The sequence below is a fragment of the Pradoshia sp. Z6_59 genome (assembly GCF_058267515.1).
Genome location: NZ_JBZCPP010000017.1, coordinates 61706 through 79368, shown reverse-complemented (window position 1 = coordinate 79368; position 17663 = coordinate 61706). Strand labels below are relative to the sequence as shown.

Here is a 17663-nt window from a genome sequence, read left to right as displayed (position 1 = left end):
CACGGAAGTTAAGCTCTTCAGCGCCGATGGTAGTTGGGACGCGAGTCCCTGTGAGAGTAGGACGTTGCCGGGCAATTTAAGAAACCAGTTCAGTTGATGAGCTGGTTTTTTTGTATTGTTTTTTAGGAATCAGGGAGGATTTTGGATACTTGTTAGGGCAGAATGGATGAGGAGTCGGGAGCAATCCACAGTCAATGGAATATCTTAAAGACGTGGGTAAGGTATGGGAAAGGTGCGCTATTCTGGGTTTACCAACACCTATACCCGGACAAGGGTGCCTGAAAGGTGTGTGAAGTGTGCAGGAAAGCAGCTATGCTCCACCTATGAGGCACCTATAACCCACCTATACCGGGGTAAAGGTGTCTGAAAGGTAGGTGAAGTATGGAGGAAAGCAGCTATGCTCCACCTATGAAGCACCTATGCCCCACCTATACCCCACCTATACCGGGGTAAAGGTGTCTGAAAGGTGGGTGAAGTGTGTAGGAAAGCAGCTATTCCCCACCTATGAAGTACCTATGACCGACCTATACCGGGGTAAAGGTGCCTGAAAGGTAGGTGAAGTGTGTAGGAAAGCAGCTATTCCCCACCTATGAAGCACCTATGACCAACCTATACCCGTGCAAAGGTGCCTGGAAGGTGTGTGAAGTGTGGAGGAAAGCAGCTATACTCCACCTATGAAGCACCTATGCCCGGCCTATGAAGCACCTACCTATACCCGACCATCTTCCACTCCGGCCATAGCTGCCTGGAAGTTGTACCGAAGCCATGTCATGTGTATTAAATGTTCGATGTATACATCAATAATGTAGTAATAGCCAAGAACTAATCTCAATACATCTATGCGTAAAGAGGCAAATGTTTCATCACCTAATCGATATTTTTAACCTTACTTCTCCCTAAAAAATCGAAATTGGATTTACACACTAAAATAATGTAAACTTTAATAATAAAATATAAAGCATGGTGAATGACTGTGATCGAATATATGAGAATTTGTAATAGTGAAGAAGAGACGAGGAAGCTGGCAGAGGAAATTGGAAGTCGCCTGATTCCCGGCTCTGTAATTGCGCTAGAGGGAGACCTTGGTGCAGGCAAAACAACATTTAGCAAGGGAATTGCTAAAGCAATAGGTGTAACAAGAAATGTGAATAGCCCGACCTTTACGATTATGAAAGAATATAAAGGGAAATTTCCACTTTATCACATGGATGTATATCGAATTGAAAATGAAGAGGAAGATTTCGGGTTTGAAGAATATTTTGAAGGTGAAGGAATTACGATCGTGGAGTGGGCTCATCTGATAAAAGGACAATTGCCGGAAGAGCTTTTGACCTTATATTTATATCATGATGGGAATGATAGACGGAGAATTGTAGCTGAACCAAAAGGTGAATTTTATGAAAAGCTATGTGAGGAGATATTTTAATGAATGTATTAGCAATTGATACATCTACGAATGTCCTGGGAGTGGCTGTTGCTAATGAAAAAGGGATTATCGGAGAGCAAATAACATTTACAAAACGAAATCATTCAGTGCGGGCGATGCCTTCCATAGAAGCAATTTTGAAGGAATGCGGGCTTAAGCCAGGAGACCTTGATAAAATAGTCGTGGCAAAGGGGCCTGGTTCTTATACGGGCGTAAGAATTGGCGTAACGATTGCTAAGTCTTTGGCCTGGAGCTTAGGGGTTCAATTATCAGGTGTATCAAGTTTAGAGGCACTTGCCTTGAATGGCAGATATTTTAATGGCTTAGTATGTCCACTGTTTGATGCAAGAAGGGGACAGATTTATACAAGTCTTTTTAAATGGGATAATGGAGAGTTGGTTAGATTAGAGGAAGATCAGAATGTGTTGGCCATTGAGTGGGCTGAGCATTTAGTATCATTTAATCAACCTATACTATTCATAGGCAATGATGTTCCTATTCATATTGAGGCACTAACAGAAATTCTTGGGGATAAGGCTGTTATGGCACCTTTATCATTGCAGCAGGCCAGACCGGGTGAATTAGCATTGCATGGGATGAATCTGCCTGATGATGATATCCACACCTTTGTCCCCAATTACGTACGTTTAGCCGAAGCTGAGGCGAAATGGATAGAAGCTCAAGAGAAACAGAGGGAAGAGTAATGAATCAGACGATTACATTTCGAAAGATGACTATAGAGGATCTTGATAGTGTGATTGAGGTGGAGCATGCTTCGTTTACTCTGCCATGGAGCAAAGAAGCCTTTTATAATGAGCTGATGAACAATCAATATGCGTATTATTTGGTAGCAGAGGACCAGGGGAAAGTGATTGGTTATTGCGGTACATGGTTTATCCTCGATGAAGGCCATATCACGAATATTGCGGTATTGCCGGAATGGAGAGGCAAAAAAATCGGAGAAGAATTAATGGTACGTATGTTGGGTAAGGCACAAAGCATGGGAGTGAAAAGAATGACTCTCGAGGTACGGATCGGAAACCAAACTGCCCAAAGTCTCTATCGGAAATTAGGCTTTAAAGACGGTGGCATAAGAAAATTTTATTATACAGATAATATGGAAGATGCATTAGTAATGTGGGTGGAATTATGGTGAATAAAGAAAATCAAATTATATTAGGTATAGAGACCAGCTGTGATGAAACTGCAGCAGCAGTCATAAAAAATGGCCGAGAAATCCTTTCGAATGTTGTAGCTTCTCAAATCGAGAGCCATAAACGCTTTGGAGGAGTTGTACCTGAAATTGCTTCAAGGCATCATGTTGAAGCAATTACTCTTGTAGTTGAAGAGGCATTGGAGAAAGCAGAAATCTCTTGGGATGATCTCGATGGAATTGCAGTTACTGAAGGTCCAGGGTTAGTGGGAGCTCTCTTAATAGGCGTAAATGCGGCAAAAGCATTGGCTTTTGCTCATGGAATTCCGCTTATTAATGTACATCATATTGCTGGGCATATATATGCAAACAGAATTCTCACTGAGTTTTCCTTTCCCCTCCTTGCATTGGTTGTATCCGGTGGCCATACAGAGCTGGTATTGATGAAGGAACATGGAGCTTTTGATGTCATAGGAGAAACAAGAGATGATGCAGCTGGTGAAGCATATGATAAAGTAGCTCGTACGCTAAAGCTACCTTATCCGGGTGGCCCTTATATTGATCGACTTGCGCATGAAGGTCAGCCAACAGTTAAATTGCCTCGTGCATGGCTAGAAGAGGATTCATATGATTTTAGTTTCAGTGGATTAAAATCTGCTGTTATAAATACATTGCATAATGCCAACCAAAAAGGTGAAGTGATAGCTCCTGAGGACCTGGCTTGCAGCTTTCAGGAAAGTGTAATTGATGTCTTAGTAACTAAAACCGTAAAAGCAGCAGAAGAGTTCCAGGTTAAACAAGTACTGTTAGCTGGCGGTGTTGCTGCTAATAAAGGATTAAGAACTAAATTAGAAGAAGCTTTTAAAGACAAAAAGGAAGTAGAATTGATTATACCTCCGCTTTATTTATGTACAGATAATGCAGCAATGATTGCAGCAGCAGGTAGTATTGCATTTGAAAAAGGCAAAAGAGCTGCGATGGACTTGAATGCAAATCCAGGATTGATATTGGAATAAAAAATAAGAGGGTTACTTGTTTTTAAGTAATCCTCTTATTTTATTGGTAAAAAATTGATTGAAAAGTAAAAGCTCTCGAATAATTGTGGATAACTACGTGTTATCAACAGATTCTGTGGATAAAGTATTTGAAATCTGTGGATAATGTGGAAAAATCAAAATAAACCTGATTTTATAACTTTATTAATGTGGATAAAAATGTTGATAAAAACTAAGCCACCCCTAACTTGGTTTTTTATCATGTTTTATTCGTCTTGTAGAGAAGTCCACTCTTCCATTAATGCTTCTAATTCTTCTTCAGTTTTTGTAAGAGTTGTCTGGATTTCCAATGATTTCTCATGATCCTGATAGATTTCCGGGTCACATAATTGTGTATTTAAATCAGATATCCGTGTATCAAGTCCTTCAATTGAAGCTTCAATTTCCGCGATACGTCTTTGGCGTTGGCGCTCTTTCTTTTTAAGCTCCTTATCTTCCTGATACGTGGTTTTATCTGAAACAGGGCGATTGGAGATAGAATCCGTTGGTTTTTCCAGCTCAGCGAGTTCTGCTTGTTCTTGTTTTTTCTGTATATAGTAGTCATAATCCCCCAAATATTCAATTGTACCATCTGCTTTCATTTCCAATACTTTATCGGCAATTCGATTGATAAAGTAACGGTCGTGGGATACAAAGAGGAGAGTGCCTGAATAATCAACCAGTGCATTTTCAAGCACTAATTTACTGTCCAAATCCAAGTGGTTGGTCGGCTCATCTAAAATTAAAAGGTTGGCTTTTTGCATCATTAATTTTGAAAGAGCCAGTCGTGCTTTTTCACCACCGCTCAAGGTAGAGACAGTTTTCATTACATCGTCTCCGCTGAATAGAAAGTTCCCTAATATAGATCGGATATCCTTTTCAGGTTGGTTGGGGAAGTCATCCCATAACTCATTTAGCACAGTTTTGTTGGACGATAGATTAGCCTGCTCTTGATCATAATATCCGAGTATCACATTGGCACCGAGCTGGAAGTCTCCATGCAAAGCCGGAATTCTGTCAATCAATGTTTTTAATAAAGTAGATTTCCCTACTCCATTAGGACCAATCAGTGCAATGCTTTCTCCTCTCGTAATTCTGAAGTTCAAGTGGCTGGCAACAGGTGCATCATATCCAATAGACAAATCATTTGCCTGAAGAACTTCATTACCACTTTGCTTTTCAATCTCAAAGGTAAAATTGGCTGATTTTTCATCGCCCAAGGGCCGATCCATCACTTCCATACGCTGCAGGGCCTTTTGCCGGCTCTGGGCTCGTTTAGTTGTAGATGCTCTGGCCATGTTTCTTTGGACAAAATCCTTTAATTTTGCAATCTCATCCTGCTGTTTTTCATAAAGCTTTGCATTACGTTCGTATTCCTCTGCCTTTTGCTCTAAGTATTTGCTGTAATTCCCTGTATATTTCTTAATTGATGTTCGGGAAAGCTCCATTACTTGATTGACAACCTTATCAAGGAAATAACGATCATGGGAAACAATTAGGATAGCTCCAGGATATGATTGAAGGTAGCCTTCGAGCCAGCTCAATGTATCGATATCAAGATGGTTGGTCGGCTCGTCCAGAATCAGTAAATCAGGTTTCGTTAATAATAATTTACCTAGTGCAAGCCTGGTTTTTTGGCCGCCGCTTAAGGAATTAATAGATGTAGTATAATCATAATCCGAGAAACGCAGACCGTGTAAAACAGAACGTACATCTGCTTCCATTTGGTAACCGCCAGAATTTTTAAATTGCTCCTGGAGGCGATCGTAATCTTTTAATACCCGGTTATATTTTTGTTCATCATTGTAGACAGAAGGATCAGCCATAGATTTTTCCAATAATCTCAATTCATCTTCTTGTTTTTGTAAGCCTTCAAAAACAGAGATCATTTCATCCCAAATAGAGCGGTCGGATTGAAGACCGGTATTTTGAGCCAAATATCCAATCGAAACATCTTTTGGCTTATAGATCTCCCCACTGTCATGTGAAAGGTGACCGGCAATAATCTTAAGGAGGGTAGATTTACCTGCACCGTTTCTGCCAACAAGTGCAATACGGTCTTTCGTTTGAACTTCGAGCTTAATAGTAGATAAAATTGCTTCAGCTCCATAATATTTAGAAACATTATTAACTTGTAAAATAATCATATTCTCACCTCAAGAAGTACATACCTTAAGTGTAGCCTACTCTTGATAAGCACTGCAACTTAATAGAAAATTTGTGAATACTCACACAAAAATTACCAAAAATGATAGAAATATTATAGAATAGGAATAGGAGAATAAAGTTTCGGTAAATTTACGTACTTTATTAACCAAGGGAGGATCCCATATGATTGATATCGTAGAAGTAAACTGGAAACAAACAGAACTTCTATTGCATAGTCTTAGTATTATGCTTGAATATAAAATTAACGATATGTAACGAATTATCGATAAAAACGGCATATTGCACATAGCTCCGGAAGTTGGAATTATGGCAGCAAAGAAAACTTCTGATATAATTTCTATGTGGTACTCTGGCAGTGTAAGGATTAGATATTGATTTTATATGGAAAAAAGCTGAAAATATGAATAGATTAATTATTCGTGCAATCGGTAAAAACGAGAGTAAGCACCAACAGCTGTTTAAGCTGCTTTATTAACCGAATATGTTATGTACAAATCAATGGTTATTAGGAAACAATTTTTTATTGAAAAACTGGGGGTAAAACCAGTCCAGATTGTCAAAGGCAGTTTTGATATATGGAGTAACGATTGACTAAGAAAGAATAGGGAGAAGGGAATTAATTTTGCAGGAAAATACTAAAATACCGCAGGCTACAGCCAAACGACTTCCATTATATTATCGTTTTATACAAAATCTACACGCGTCAGGAAAACTACGAGTTTCCTCCGCAGAGCTAAGTGAAGCTGTTAAAGTAGATTCAGCTACTATACGAAGAGATTTCTCATACTTTGGAGCTTTAGGTAAAAAAGGGTATGGTTACAATGTTAATTATCTATTATCCTTCTTTAGGAAGACTCTCGATCAAGATGAGATTACAAAGGTAGCTCTAATTGGAGTCGGTAATCTTGGTACAGCTTTCTTAAATTATAATTTTATGAAAAATAATAATACAAAGATTGAAATGGCGTTTGATGTTTCCCCTGAAAAAGTAGGAACCCTTATAGGGGATGTTCCGCTCTATCATATGGATGAACTGGAGAAAAAACTTGAAAAGCAAGATATTAGTGTAGCCATTTTAACAGTTCCATCACAGGTTGCCCAATCTATTACAGATCGTTTAGTGGCTGCGAACATTAAGGCTATTTTAAACTTTACGCCGGCCCGTCTGAATGTGCCGGACAGTATTCGTGTCCATCATATTGACCTTGCAGTCGAATTGCAATCATTAGTATATTTTCTTAAACATTATCCATCTGGAAATACGGAAGAAACAGAATAAAAAATCTCGAAGGATTTCCCTCCGAGATTTTTTTTCTTATTCTTTTGGTTTTTCATTTTTCATTTTCTTAATTTGTTTATGAATCATCATCAAGCGGATTCCTGAACCAACATCAAGTGTAGCCAGTATGATCAGGAAATAGGTAAAGAAATCCCAACCGCTGCGTGATACATTTTGAACAGCGAAAAAGATAAAAATAGCACCTAAAATTAAGTAAGTTGTTGCCATATACAACGGTGAACGTCTCATAACAAACCTCCGATAAAGCTTTGAACTTTATTAAGCTCTTCCATATGTTTTAATATATCATCTTTATAAAGCGATTGTACGATTACAACTAGTGTATTCATAGTAATATGGGCAAAAATAGGAACTAGGATTCTCTTTGTTTTAACATATAAATAAGCAAATGTGAATCCCATTGCTGTATAAAGCAGGATATGTACAAATTCCATGTGAGCAACAGCAAAAATTAGTGAACTAATTAACGCGCTCAGGAAAAAATTCAATCGCTTGTGTAATGAACCAAAGATAATTTTCCTAAAGACAATCTCTTCTAAAAATGGCCCAAGTACAGAACTGACTACCATAACAAGCGGTACTGCTTCTATGAGACCCAATATATTCTGCGTATTTTCAGACCCGGTAGGAATACCAATAATTCGTTCGACATTACCAGCAACAGATTGTGAAAACAAGGCAAGAAATACTCCGCCAATTGCCCAGCTGATAGAAGCTCCCACACTTGCCTGATCGCTTAAGCTTCTATTGTTTTTTTCATGTCTCAAAAGGAATAGAGTAATGATTGAAGCCAAAATGAAACTTATAACAATCCAATACCCTGCGGCCAATACTTCTATTCGTTCCGTGGGGATATCCATATTCGATAAGAAAACTAGCATAATTGGGATACCAAGAATAGAAGAAAATTGCATGGCAATATAGGTAATGAGAATTGACCAGTAATATTTTTTCAAATAGAAAAACTCCCTTAATCTTTTATATAGATATTAGATTGCGTATATCTTTAATTTTAACCGTTTTTACCTCATAGTTACAATTGCAAAACATTTTCCTTCTCTTCATCTACCAAACTGAAATTAAAAGGATATTTAGACCTTATTTGGGTAAGATAAATAAATGGTGATAAAATTTAAAAATTTTAACTTATATTACTTGCAAATCAGTGTGTCTTTATTTAAACTATAAATTGTGTTAGCACTCAACGATGATGAGTGCTAATAAAAATGGAGATAACTTTAAGGAGGTAGTTTTACTTGTTAAAGCCACTAGGAGATCGCGTTGTGATTGAACTTGTCGCACAAGAGGAAAAAACTGCAAGCGGCATCGTGTTACCAGACACTGCCAAAGAAAAACCATCTGAAGGCAAAATTGTAGCGGTAGGAACAGGCCGTGTCCTTGAGAATGGTGAGCGAGTAGGATTGGAAGTATCTGAAGGCGATCATATTATCTTCTCTAAATACTCAGGTACAGAAATTAAATACGAAGGTAAAGAATACTTAATTTTACGTGAAAGCGACATTTTGGCCGTTATTGCTTAACGAAAATGTCGATTAAAAAATAAGACATAACAAAAAATTCGAGGAGGTAATTTACGTATGGCAAAAGATATTAAATTTAGTGAAGAAGCTCGCCGCGCTATGTTGCGTGGGGTAGACGCATTAGCTGATACAGTAAAAGTTACACTTGGACCAAAAGGACGTAACGTTGTTCTTGAAAAGAAATTCGGTTCCCCACTTATCACAAACGATGGTGTAACAATCGCAAAAGAAATCGAGCTTGAAGATGCGTTTGAAAACATGGGTGCTAAATTAGTTGCAGAAGTAGCAAGCAAAACAAATGAAATTGCTGGTGACGGTACAACTACTGCAACAGTTCTAGCGCAAGCTATGATTCGTGAAGGATTGAAAAACGTAACAGCTGGAGCTAACCCAATGGGCGTACGTAAAGGGATTGAAAAAGCTGTTGCTGTTGCAATTGAAGAATTACAAGCAATCTCCAAACCAATCGAAGGCAAAGAATCGATTGCACAAGTTGCTGCGATTTCTTCTGCTGACGAAGAAGTTGGCGCTCTAATTGCTGAAGCAATGGAACGCGTTGGTAACGACGGAGTTATCACAATCGAAGAATCCAAAGGATTCACAACTGAACTAGATGTAGTAGAAGGTATGCAATTCGACCGTGGATATTCTTCTCCATACATGGTAACAGATTCCGATAAAATGGAAGCTGTATTAGAAAATCCATACATCTTGATCACAGATAAGAAAATCTCTAACATCCAGGAAGTACTTCCTGTCCTTGAACAAGTTGTTCAACAAGGTAAACCTTTATTGCTAATCGCTGAGGATGTTGAAGGTGAAGCACAAGCAACTCTAGTTGTGAACAAACTTCGCGGAACATTCAATGCAGTAGCTGTTAAAGCTCCTGGATTCGGTGACCGTCGTAAAGCTATGCTTGAAGACATCGCTGCATTAACTGGCGGTGAAGTAATCACTGAAGAATTAGGCCGTGACCTTAAATCTGCTACATTAACTTCTCTTGGACGCGCTGCGAAAGTTGTTGTTACAAAAGAAACAACTACAATCGTTGAAGGTGCAGGAGAAACTAGCGAAATCGGTGCACGTATTAACCAAATTCGTTCCCAATTAGAAGAAACTACTTCTGAATTTGATAAAGAAAAATTACAAGAGCGTCTTGCTAAACTTGCTGGCGGCGTAGCCGTTATCAAAGTAGGTGCAGCAACTGAAACAGAATTGAAAGAGCGCAAACTTCGCATTGAAGATGCTCTAAACTCCACTCGTGCTGCTGTTGAAGAAGGTATCGTAGCAGGTGGTGGTACTGCACTTGTAAGTGTGTACAATAAAGTGGCTGCTATTGAACTTGAAGGTGATGCACAAACTGGTGTAAACATCGTACTTCGTGCTCTTGAAGAGCCAGTTCGCCAAATCGCTCACAACGCAGGTCTTGAAGGTTCTGTAGTTGTAGAACGTCTTAAAAAAGAAGAAATCGGCATTGGCTTCAATGCAGCTAATGGCCAATGGGTAAACATGATCGAATCCGGTATCGTGGACCCTACTAAAGTAACTCGTTCTGCACTTCAAAACGCAGCATCTGTTGCAGCTATGTTCTTAACTACTGAAGCAGTTGTTGCTGACAAGCCAGAACCAGCTGGTGCAGGCGGCGGAATGCCTGACATGGGTGGCATGGGCGGAATGGGCGGCATGATGTAATCAGCCCCAAACCCTTGATATATAAGGATTTTGAATAGGGGAAAAGAGAGATGCTAACATTTCTCGCCCGATTAGAGGCTTCTCATTAATTTATGAGAAGCCTCTTTTTATTTCTTTAAATAGTTTGGTAAAAATGAATTCTTCTTTTAGGAATTACACCACCAGTACCTATGTTTTTCCATATATAACTGTCTTGGAATTAAAATAACGCTATCTCGATATATATTTAAAAGAAACCAACTAACATTTGTATAGTTGTTTTTTATATTGCTTGTTAAAAGTTTGGAAGACTTAAGAATATAGATCTCTAAAACTTTTTTAATATAGTAAATAACAGAAGAGAAATCACCTTTTTTTTGGAGGTGTGGATGATGAGAAGGTTAAAGGGAATCGTGTATTTTAAAGATTAACAGGAGATAAAAAATTCATACAAAAATGTTAAGTTTGGTTTTTTAAAAATTTTATTGCTATAAAAAATTATGTTGATATAATAATAAAAGATAAAGAAACTCCTGAAAAGATAGATTTTTCCGAGAGGAAGATATATTGGAGAAAATATAAATCTTTTACAATTAATAATATATAAAAAATAGGCTTTTTATGGAGATAGCAAGTAACATACGAGCTAGCATTAAATACCTGGTAAATTAATTGAAAAATGGACTGTACAAAATTAAAGGGTACCCTTTTGGAAAAAGAAATAACTGTCATTTTAATGTGTATTCCTTTAAAAGTGGAATGCATTTTTTATTTCTAATGAAAAAAGGAACAAGGAGGAAGGTAGAGTGGAACGTGATAAAAAATACAAAAAGATAATTACCATCTTATTGATCCTACTATGCATAAGCCTTGTTGCTCTAATAGGAATAGGGATATATAAGCATTTTGCATCGAAAGAATCGACATCTGTCAGTGTGCCTGAAAATTATATTATCACTGAAGATGGCGGTAATACAAACAATCAAACAGAGAATACGGAAAATAATACTGGAACAGATAACAGCAACTCTTCGAACGAAGACCATATTACTATAGAAAGTAATGGCACTAACGGTGGCACTAACGGTGGCACTAACGGTGGCACTAACGGTGGCACTAACGGTGGCACTAACGGTGGCACTAACGATGGCACTAACGGTGGCACTAACGGTGGCTCTAACGATAGCTCTAACAATGGTTCTAACGATAGCGATAGCGACAGTGATAGTAGTAAACCTACATCAACCGTTATTTCACTCCATAAAGGACAGTTCACAGACAATGAGCCTTTTAAGGTAACCAATATGTTGCCTGGTGATTTAGAAGTAAAGAATTTCTGTCTTAAGGTGTCATATAAAAACTCCGGTAGAATTAAATTTTTGGTAGATATACATAACAAACCAGAAAAATTATTAGAAGTATTGAAGCTAAAAGTTGTTCTTCTTAATAGTGGAGATGTTCTCTATGACGGACTAATGAGAGATATGGGTGAATTAGAAACATATACGTTGGAAAAATCAGATACTGCAAAAACGGAAGAATTGTATTACGAAATTTCCACCTATCTTGATACTTCGGTTGGGAATGAGTATATGGACAGTAAGGAATTGAAAGCTGATTTTAGATGGTGGGTAGATGAAAAAGCTAATTTAGTTCGTGCACCTGGTAAGCTAGGTTATTCAAATGTAGCATTAGCGCTTAGTTTTATAACAGGTTCACTGCTGATATTAAAACTCCTTCCGAAAAAACACAAAAAATAGGAGAGCGAGCCATATGCAAAATAATCAACAGACAGGCAAAAAGTTGAAAACAAGTGTTGCTGCAATTATCATACTTTCTATTTGCCTTTGTATTACTACCTTTGCTCTTATATTGTCGATGGTGTTGTTAAATAACAATATTTTTAGTACCGGAAAAATAGATATTGATTTAAATGATGGTAAACCAGTTATTGAAGAACATGAGTATCTGTTTAAGCCAGGTATGACAGTAGTAAAGGAATTCTATATTCAAAACAACAGCACATGTGAAGCTTATTACAAGATATATTTTGATGACATAACAGGTGGACTTGCTGATGTAATTGAAGTGACCATTCGTGACGATAAACAAGTTTTGTTTTTTGGAAAACCAAGTGAGCTCACAAAACAGATGGTATCTTCAGCTAATGATCCATTACGTTTAAGAGAAAAAAAAGAATTGGAAATTGAGTTCCATTATCCAAAAGAAAGCCGTAGTACGCAAGATGCAACATTAACCTTTACGCTTTGTGCAGATGCAGTACAAACGAAAAATAATCTAGATAGAGAATTTGACTAAGGAGGAAACAACAAAGAAATGAAAAAAGCGTTACATATCATGAAAGCCATCGTGACGTGGTTCCTTATGGTAGCAAGTATAGGGATGATGGTGTTTACAATCATCTCTGTAACGACCTTTGATCAGCCGGAACGAAATCTTTTCGGGTATAAACCCTTTATTGTCTTATCTGATTCCATGAGTAAGACAGATTTTAATGCAGGGGATTTAGTTCTTGTAAAAGAAACCGATCCGTCCACCTTGAAGGAAGGAGATATTATTGCCTATACTTCCACAGGTACTGACAATTACGGAGAAACAGTTACTCATAAAATCAGAAGTTTAACGACGGATGCGAATGGAAATCCCGGATTTATTACATACGGAACAACGACAAATACAGATGATGAAACAATAGTTACATACGAATATGTGTTAGGTAAATACGAAACTCATATTCCAAAAGTGGGGACATTCTTCCAGTTTTCAAAGACTACACCAGGTTATATTTGTTGTATTTTCATTCCATTTATGCTGTTAATTCTCATTCATTTAATGGATAGTATTCGGCTATTTAAAAAGTACAAATCCGAACAAAAAGCCGAGCTACAAGCAGAGAGAGAAGAAATCGCAAAAGAACGAGCTGAATCTCAAAAGATGATGGAAGAGCTATTGAAATTGAAAGAACAGCTTGAAACGACTAACAATGGTGTAAACAGCAATGCTGCTGATACATATAAACAAGGTAATGGTGAAGAGGAGTATTTCTCGACCGGTACCAAAAACACATAAGGAGGAGAAAGTATATGAAAAACAAAAACTCAACTAAAAGAGCATTAGTTGCGAGCATCATGTCATTAATCGTGTGCGTAACAATGTTTGTTGGGGCCACTTTTGCTTGGTTTACTGATTCAGCAAGCACAGGTGTAAATAAAATTCAGGCTGGTACATTGGATGTAGGTCTTAACTACGCTAAAGAATTTAATGATGATAAGACTGTGAAAACTTGGGGAGATGCAACAAATGTTTCCTTATTCGACACAGACAATATGGAACCAGGTTATATGACAGTAGCAGGATTACAGGTTAAAAACGAAGGAAACCTTGCACTGAAATGGAAAGCAACACTTAATTCATCAGCAAAACTTTCTAAACTTGCAGATGTGATTGATGTCTATGTAAAAACGGGAGATTACAAAGCACCAGCAAATCGTGAAGAAGTAACAAATAGCTGGACAAACGCTGGTACATTGGCACAGTTTGTAGCAGGTATTGAAACTACTACATATGGTAGCTTGGCAGCTAAAGAAACAGCAGACCTTGGTCTTGCGTTGGTAATGAGTACAAATGCTGGTAACGAATATCAGGGTCTTGAACTTGGCGACCATATTACTGTTACTATTGTTGCGGCCCAAGATGTATCAGAAAACGATAGCTTTGATAACCAGTACGATAAAGATGCAGTATATGCAGATATAGATGTTACAAGAGAAAAATTTGCTGCTGGTATTTATCATGTAACTGAAGTAGATAATAACACAGGGGCAACAAAAGTATATTACGAAGTAAGTGGTTCAGCAGGTTTGCAATCAGTTGCAGATATGTTTGCAGGTAAAACAAGAGCTAGAATAGAAGCAAACACAGTATTTAAACTTGCATCTGACATTGATATGACAGGTGTTGAGTGGACTCCAATGGATTGGCATACTGATAAAGGGCATGGGGCAGGCATTGTATTTGATGGCCAAGGACACACTATTTCTAATTTGACAGTAAAAGGTGGACATGGCGCGGCATTTATTAGTAGAGTTGCTAATGGTTCTGCTACTATTAAAGACCTTACATTTGATAACGCTACAGTTAATGCTACAGGTATCAATGCTGCAGTTGTAGTAGGTCATAACTATGCTGACTTAACCTTGGACAATGTAGATGTAAAAAAATCAAGTGTAACAGGTAACTATAAGTGTGCACCATTGGTTGGAACACATTACGATGAAAATAAAGATAGAACTAGAACATTAACAGTAAAAGATTGTGATGTTTCTAATACAACAGTTATAGGTAAACAGTATGGCTTCTTTGATATCTGTGGCGTGGTTGCATTTGTATATGAAGACGACTCAGAAAAAGTAGTGTTTGAAAACTCTTCTGTAAAAGATGTGGTATTAAAAGCAACATCTAATAGTTTATCTTATGATCAGTACGCTGCAGTTTATCATAATGGTGAAGATTCATTTAATAATGCGGAAGGCGTTACAGTAACAAATGTAGATGTTTATCACAATGATACATTAATTAAAGAATATTAATTTGGATGGTTACAACAAATAACACAGAAACTTGTTGTAAATAATTATAATTAAATAATAAGCGCTCACTTTTCTGTGGGGCAACCAAAGGATATAAGCTTTTTATGTCCTTTGGGCAAAAAAAAGTATAATCGATAATTAAAAACTAAAACGGTACTGGGTTACTAAATTAGTAATCATCTTCACTTACAACAGTATATCTTGAAGGTGAAGATGTTACATTCGGTACTACTAAAATGATTTTCAGTAATGCAGATAATGGGAACTGTGAAAAAATTACAATCTATGTTGCTAACCAAACTGTAGCTGATAGACTTGCTGCTACTGCATCAAATGGTAATAAATTGACATTGTAGTTCGATAATAATTAATCTTACATTCCTCCCGTGCCCCTGCTCGGGAGGGGCAATCAAAGGGCATAAACTGATTTATGCCTTTTGATTGCTTAATGAATGCATATTTTAAGGAGCGGGGAAACTTGAAATTATCATATAAGAATAGATATATAAAAGAGAGTAACAGTATTGTTAAAATGCTTATGCCCCCCTTGTTGGGGATAATTTTATGCATAAACTGTTTAATGGGTACAACGTGGTCTTGGTTTACAGCAACTGTTTCTACTTCTGAGCAAAGTATAAATGCAGCCAACTACAGTATTACCGTTAATATTCAAGATGGAGAAGAGCTGGAAGAAGGCAAATATAGCCTTTCTCAAAAGGCAGAGGGAGAAGGTTATAGGGTTACTGTAAAGGCAAGCGGTTCGACAAGTACAGGGTATTTTAAAGTATCCGGGCCAGATGGTTTTATACCTTTATATAGTACTCAGTTGGCACCAGGAGAAGAAATTTCCTTTACTTTTTATCCTGAATTAAGAGGAGAATACTATTTTGAAAGTGTATGGGGAACGTATACTGGAGGAAAAGGAAATACAATTAATCATTCTGCTATAATCGGAACACCAAAACAATCAGAAGAGAAGAGTATTGATGATACGGAAGGAATTGAAGATACAGGCATATCGAATGATACTGTAGACCCAACACCTGTACTTAAACCAGATGAAGAAGAAAGTTCAGGTAAAGATTTAAATGAAGAATCAGATGGAGAATTAGGCGAGATCACTTCTACTGTTCAGCCAACTGAAGATCCTGATGATACAGAAGAAACCTCCCCGCCACGTATATCAAATGGAGATAGCAATACTGAAGAAAGCATAGAACGACCAATAATGGAAACGTCAGAAGAAACTACTGTAAATGCAGAACAGAACCAAGAATAAGCAAACAGAAACCCAACATTCATACTTTTGAGTGTCGGGTTTTTGGCACTATACTATTTGTTGGGCGCAGTTTGGCCAATTACTCCAGCTCTTGAGGGTATTGGTTGAACAAAAAGTGAAATGCTCACGTTTTGTTCGCTTTGTAAGTATTAGATTCTCCAACATTGTATGTATGTTTATATTTCGTTACTATATATGTATCGGTATATCAAATGAAAGCTATTAAGATACCCAGATAAATTTAATAACCGTGCTAAAGATAGAAGAAGTTGAAAAACTCACCAACATCCTTTGTAACACATGTATTCCACACATATAGATCGTGTAACTTTTAGGAAAGGTGAAACCGTATATATTTATCTGCTAACCAAGTGCTAACATTTTGCTAACGAAACCTAATAAATCGCAGTAATTCAAGATAAAGATATTACACATGTATCGAGTAAGAAGTTGATTTGACGCAGTTCCATTCCACTATAGGAAAATATATTACACTTTGTAACCATATGGGCGGCATGATGTAATCTGCCTCCCCCATTAAAAGAAGTATCCTACAAGTTGAAAAAACTTGCGGGATGCTTTTTTTTTTTTTGTTTTTAATGGTGAAAAAGGACGTACAGACACCATTTGAAAATACATAAGTTAAACTGCATTATAGCAAACAGCATTAGCGATAGCTTAGAAAACTAACAATGAATATTAGTCCCTTTTATAAAAGGGTGAATTGACCAAGACCTTACCACTAACTATTAATCATTGAATCTTCTCCACATAGGCACCAATAGGCATATGAAAAAATAAAATGGAGTTGGGTAAACAAATTCAACATATTCTTTGCGAAAAGGAGATAGCTGCGTGGAAAAGAAGTCAAGCACAACAAAGATGGTTATCGTGATGAGAAAAGATTTACAAATGACAAAAGGGAAATATGTAGCCCAAGGAAGCCATGCTTCTTTAGGGGTTGTAAAGTGGATTGAATATAATGGAAATGATAACCACAAAGAAATACTAAACAAATGGTTTGATGAGACATTTGTAAAAGTAACTGTTTATGTAGAAAGTTTGGATGAATTATATACGATTTATCATCTTGCGAAAGAAAAAGAATTACCTGTAAGACTTATCACCGATAACGGATTGACCATGTTCAACGGTGTTAAAACAGATACGTGTCTTGCTATACTTGGCGAAAGAGAGAAAGTGGATGAAGTAACTGGTCATTTAAAATTATTATAATCTTGTATTGATATAGTTTTTACTAACGCAACCCATTGTAAATCACAGTTAAAGTGTTGTACCTCAGATATGGCGAAACCTCGATAGGAAGGTACTTCGTTAAAGATTTACACACTTTCATCCTTAGAGCGCATTAGTATGTTTAAAATCCGAAATTCGTAAAATAGCAGAATAGGATATTATAAAAAAAGAAGCGCTCCTAGTGTAGCGATGCAGTCCTAACTTACGGACCCAATACACTAGG

General features: G+C 37.2%; 17 protein-coding genes and 1 rRNA gene. 14 read left to right on the top strand and 4 right to left on the bottom strand.

Going from position 1 to position 17663, the window contains the following annotated elements:
• A 5S ribosomal RNA gene (gene rrf / locus AC4D4B_RS15600) occupies positions 1-73 on the top strand; the annotation flags it as partial.
• Positions 74-709: 636 nt separating this feature from the next.
• On the opposite strand, the gene AC4D4B_RS15595 is transcribed toward rrf, so the two are convergent.
• Positions 710-832: a hypothetical protein gene (locus AC4D4B_RS15595; protein WP_491000476.1), complete on the bottom strand. Its 123-nt coding sequence runs from the start codon at positions 830-832 to the stop codon at positions 710-712.
• A 153-nt stretch (positions 833-985) separates the two neighbouring features.
• Here AC4D4B_RS15595 and tsaE point away from each other — a divergent pair, with 153 nt between their 5' ends.
• The 4 genes from tsaE to tsaD are packed head-to-tail and all read left to right on the top strand — an operon-like array spanning position 986 to position 3595.
• Positions 986-1426: a tRNA (adenosine(37)-N6)-threonylcarbamoyltransferase complex ATPase subunit type 1 TsaE gene (gene tsaE, locus AC4D4B_RS15590; RefSeq protein ID WP_139063890.1), complete on the top strand. Its 441-nt coding sequence runs from the start codon at positions 986-988 to the stop codon at positions 1424-1426.
• The gene (gene tsaB, locus AC4D4B_RS15585; RefSeq protein WP_491000475.1) at positions 1426-2130 is read left to right on the top strand and encodes a tRNA (adenosine(37)-N6)-threonylcarbamoyltransferase complex dimerization subunit type 1 TsaB; all 705 of its coding nucleotides are present in this window, start codon (positions 1426-1428) and stop codon (positions 2128-2130) included. Before tsaE ends, tsaB begins: the two co-directional genes overlap by 1 nt.
• Entirely contained in the window at positions 2130-2582 is a 453-nt protein-coding gene (rimI, locus tag AC4D4B_RS15580) for a ribosomal protein S18-alanine N-acetyltransferase (RefSeq protein ID WP_140462253.1), read from the top strand. The genes tsaB and rimI overlap by 1 nt, the downstream gene beginning before the upstream one ends.
• The gene (gene tsaD, locus AC4D4B_RS15575) at positions 2579-3595 is read left to right on the top strand and encodes a tRNA (adenosine(37)-N6)-threonylcarbamoyltransferase complex transferase subunit TsaD (protein ID WP_491000474.1); all 1017 of its coding nucleotides are present in this window, start codon (positions 2579-2581) and stop codon (positions 3593-3595) included. Before rimI ends, tsaD begins: the two co-directional genes overlap by 4 nt.
• Positions 3596-3840: 245 nt before the next feature.
• Here the strand turns inward: tsaD and AC4D4B_RS15570 are convergent, their stop codons facing one another.
• Complete coding sequence (locus AC4D4B_RS15570) at positions 3841-5760, bottom strand: ABC-F family ATP-binding cassette domain-containing protein (protein WP_491000473.1); 1920 nt, start codon at positions 5758-5760, stop codon at positions 3841-3843.
• Positions 5761-6401: 641 nt separating this feature from the next.
• On the opposite strand from AC4D4B_RS15570, the gene AC4D4B_RS15565 reads away from it, so the two are divergent.
• Positions 6402-7061: a redox-sensing transcriptional repressor Rex gene (locus tag AC4D4B_RS15565; RefSeq protein WP_491000478.1), complete on the top strand. Its 660-nt coding sequence runs from the start codon at positions 6402-6404 to the stop codon at positions 7059-7061.
• A gap of 36 nt (positions 7062-7097) precedes the next feature.
• On the opposite strand, the gene AC4D4B_RS15560 is transcribed toward AC4D4B_RS15565, so the two are convergent.
• Together AC4D4B_RS15560 and AC4D4B_RS15555 are read right to left on the bottom strand one after the other, a co-directional pair.
• Entirely contained in the window at positions 7098-7310 is a 213-nt protein-coding gene (locus AC4D4B_RS15560; protein ID WP_490996852.1) for a YdiK family protein, read from the bottom strand.
• Positions 7307-8038: a CPBP family intramembrane glutamic endopeptidase gene (locus AC4D4B_RS15555; protein WP_490996851.1), complete on the bottom strand. Its 732-nt coding sequence runs from the start codon at positions 8036-8038 to the stop codon at positions 7307-7309. The genes AC4D4B_RS15560 and AC4D4B_RS15555 overlap by 4 nt, the downstream gene beginning before the upstream one ends.
• 300 nt (positions 8039-8338) lie before the next feature.
• Between AC4D4B_RS15555 and groES the strand changes: the two genes are divergently transcribed.
• The 8 genes from groES to pth2 all read left to right on the top strand — a co-directional run bounded on the left by groES (position 8339) and on the right by pth2 (position 17419).
• Entirely contained in the window at positions 8339-8623 is a 285-nt protein-coding gene (gene groES / locus AC4D4B_RS15550) for a co-chaperone GroES (RefSeq protein WP_066109990.1), read from the top strand.
• Positions 8624-8680: 57 nt separating this feature from the next.
• Entirely contained in the window at positions 8681-10315 is a 1635-nt protein-coding gene (gene groL, locus AC4D4B_RS15545) for a chaperonin GroEL (RefSeq protein ID WP_490996850.1), read from the top strand.
• Positions 10316-11100: 785 nt separating this feature from the next.
• Positions 11101-12054 carry a hypothetical protein gene (locus tag AC4D4B_RS15540; RefSeq protein WP_491000472.1) on the top strand — a complete coding sequence of 318 codons (954 nt, stop codon included), beginning with the start codon at positions 11101-11103 and terminating at the stop codon, positions 12052-12054.
• 13 nt (positions 12055-12067) lie between these two features.
• Complete coding sequence (locus AC4D4B_RS15535) at positions 12068-12613, top strand: hypothetical protein (protein ID WP_491000471.1); 546 nt, start codon at positions 12068-12070, stop codon at positions 12611-12613.
• A gap of 18 nt (positions 12614-12631) precedes the next feature.
• A complete protein-coding gene (locus tag AC4D4B_RS15530; RefSeq protein ID WP_491000470.1) occupies positions 12632-13384 on the top strand; it encodes a signal peptidase I in 753 nt (250 codons plus the stop codon).
• Between the two features lie 14 nt (positions 13385-13398).
• Positions 13399-14904 carry a TasA family protein gene (locus AC4D4B_RS15525; RefSeq protein WP_491000469.1) on the top strand — a complete coding sequence of 502 codons (1506 nt, stop codon included), beginning with the start codon at positions 13399-13401 and terminating at the stop codon, positions 14902-14904.
• Between the two features lie 580 nt (positions 14905-15484).
• Positions 15485-16183 (top strand): hypothetical protein, encoded by a 699-nt coding sequence (locus AC4D4B_RS15520; RefSeq protein ID WP_491000468.1) that lies wholly within the window; start codon positions 15485-15487, stop codon positions 16181-16183.
• 855 nt (positions 16184-17038) lie between these two features.
• Positions 17039-17419 carry an aminoacyl-tRNA hydrolase gene (gene pth2, locus AC4D4B_RS15515; protein ID WP_491000467.1) on the top strand — a complete coding sequence of 127 codons (381 nt, stop codon included), beginning with the start codon at positions 17039-17041 and terminating at the stop codon, positions 17417-17419.
• The last annotated feature ends 244 nt before the right edge of the window (positions 17420-17663 follow it).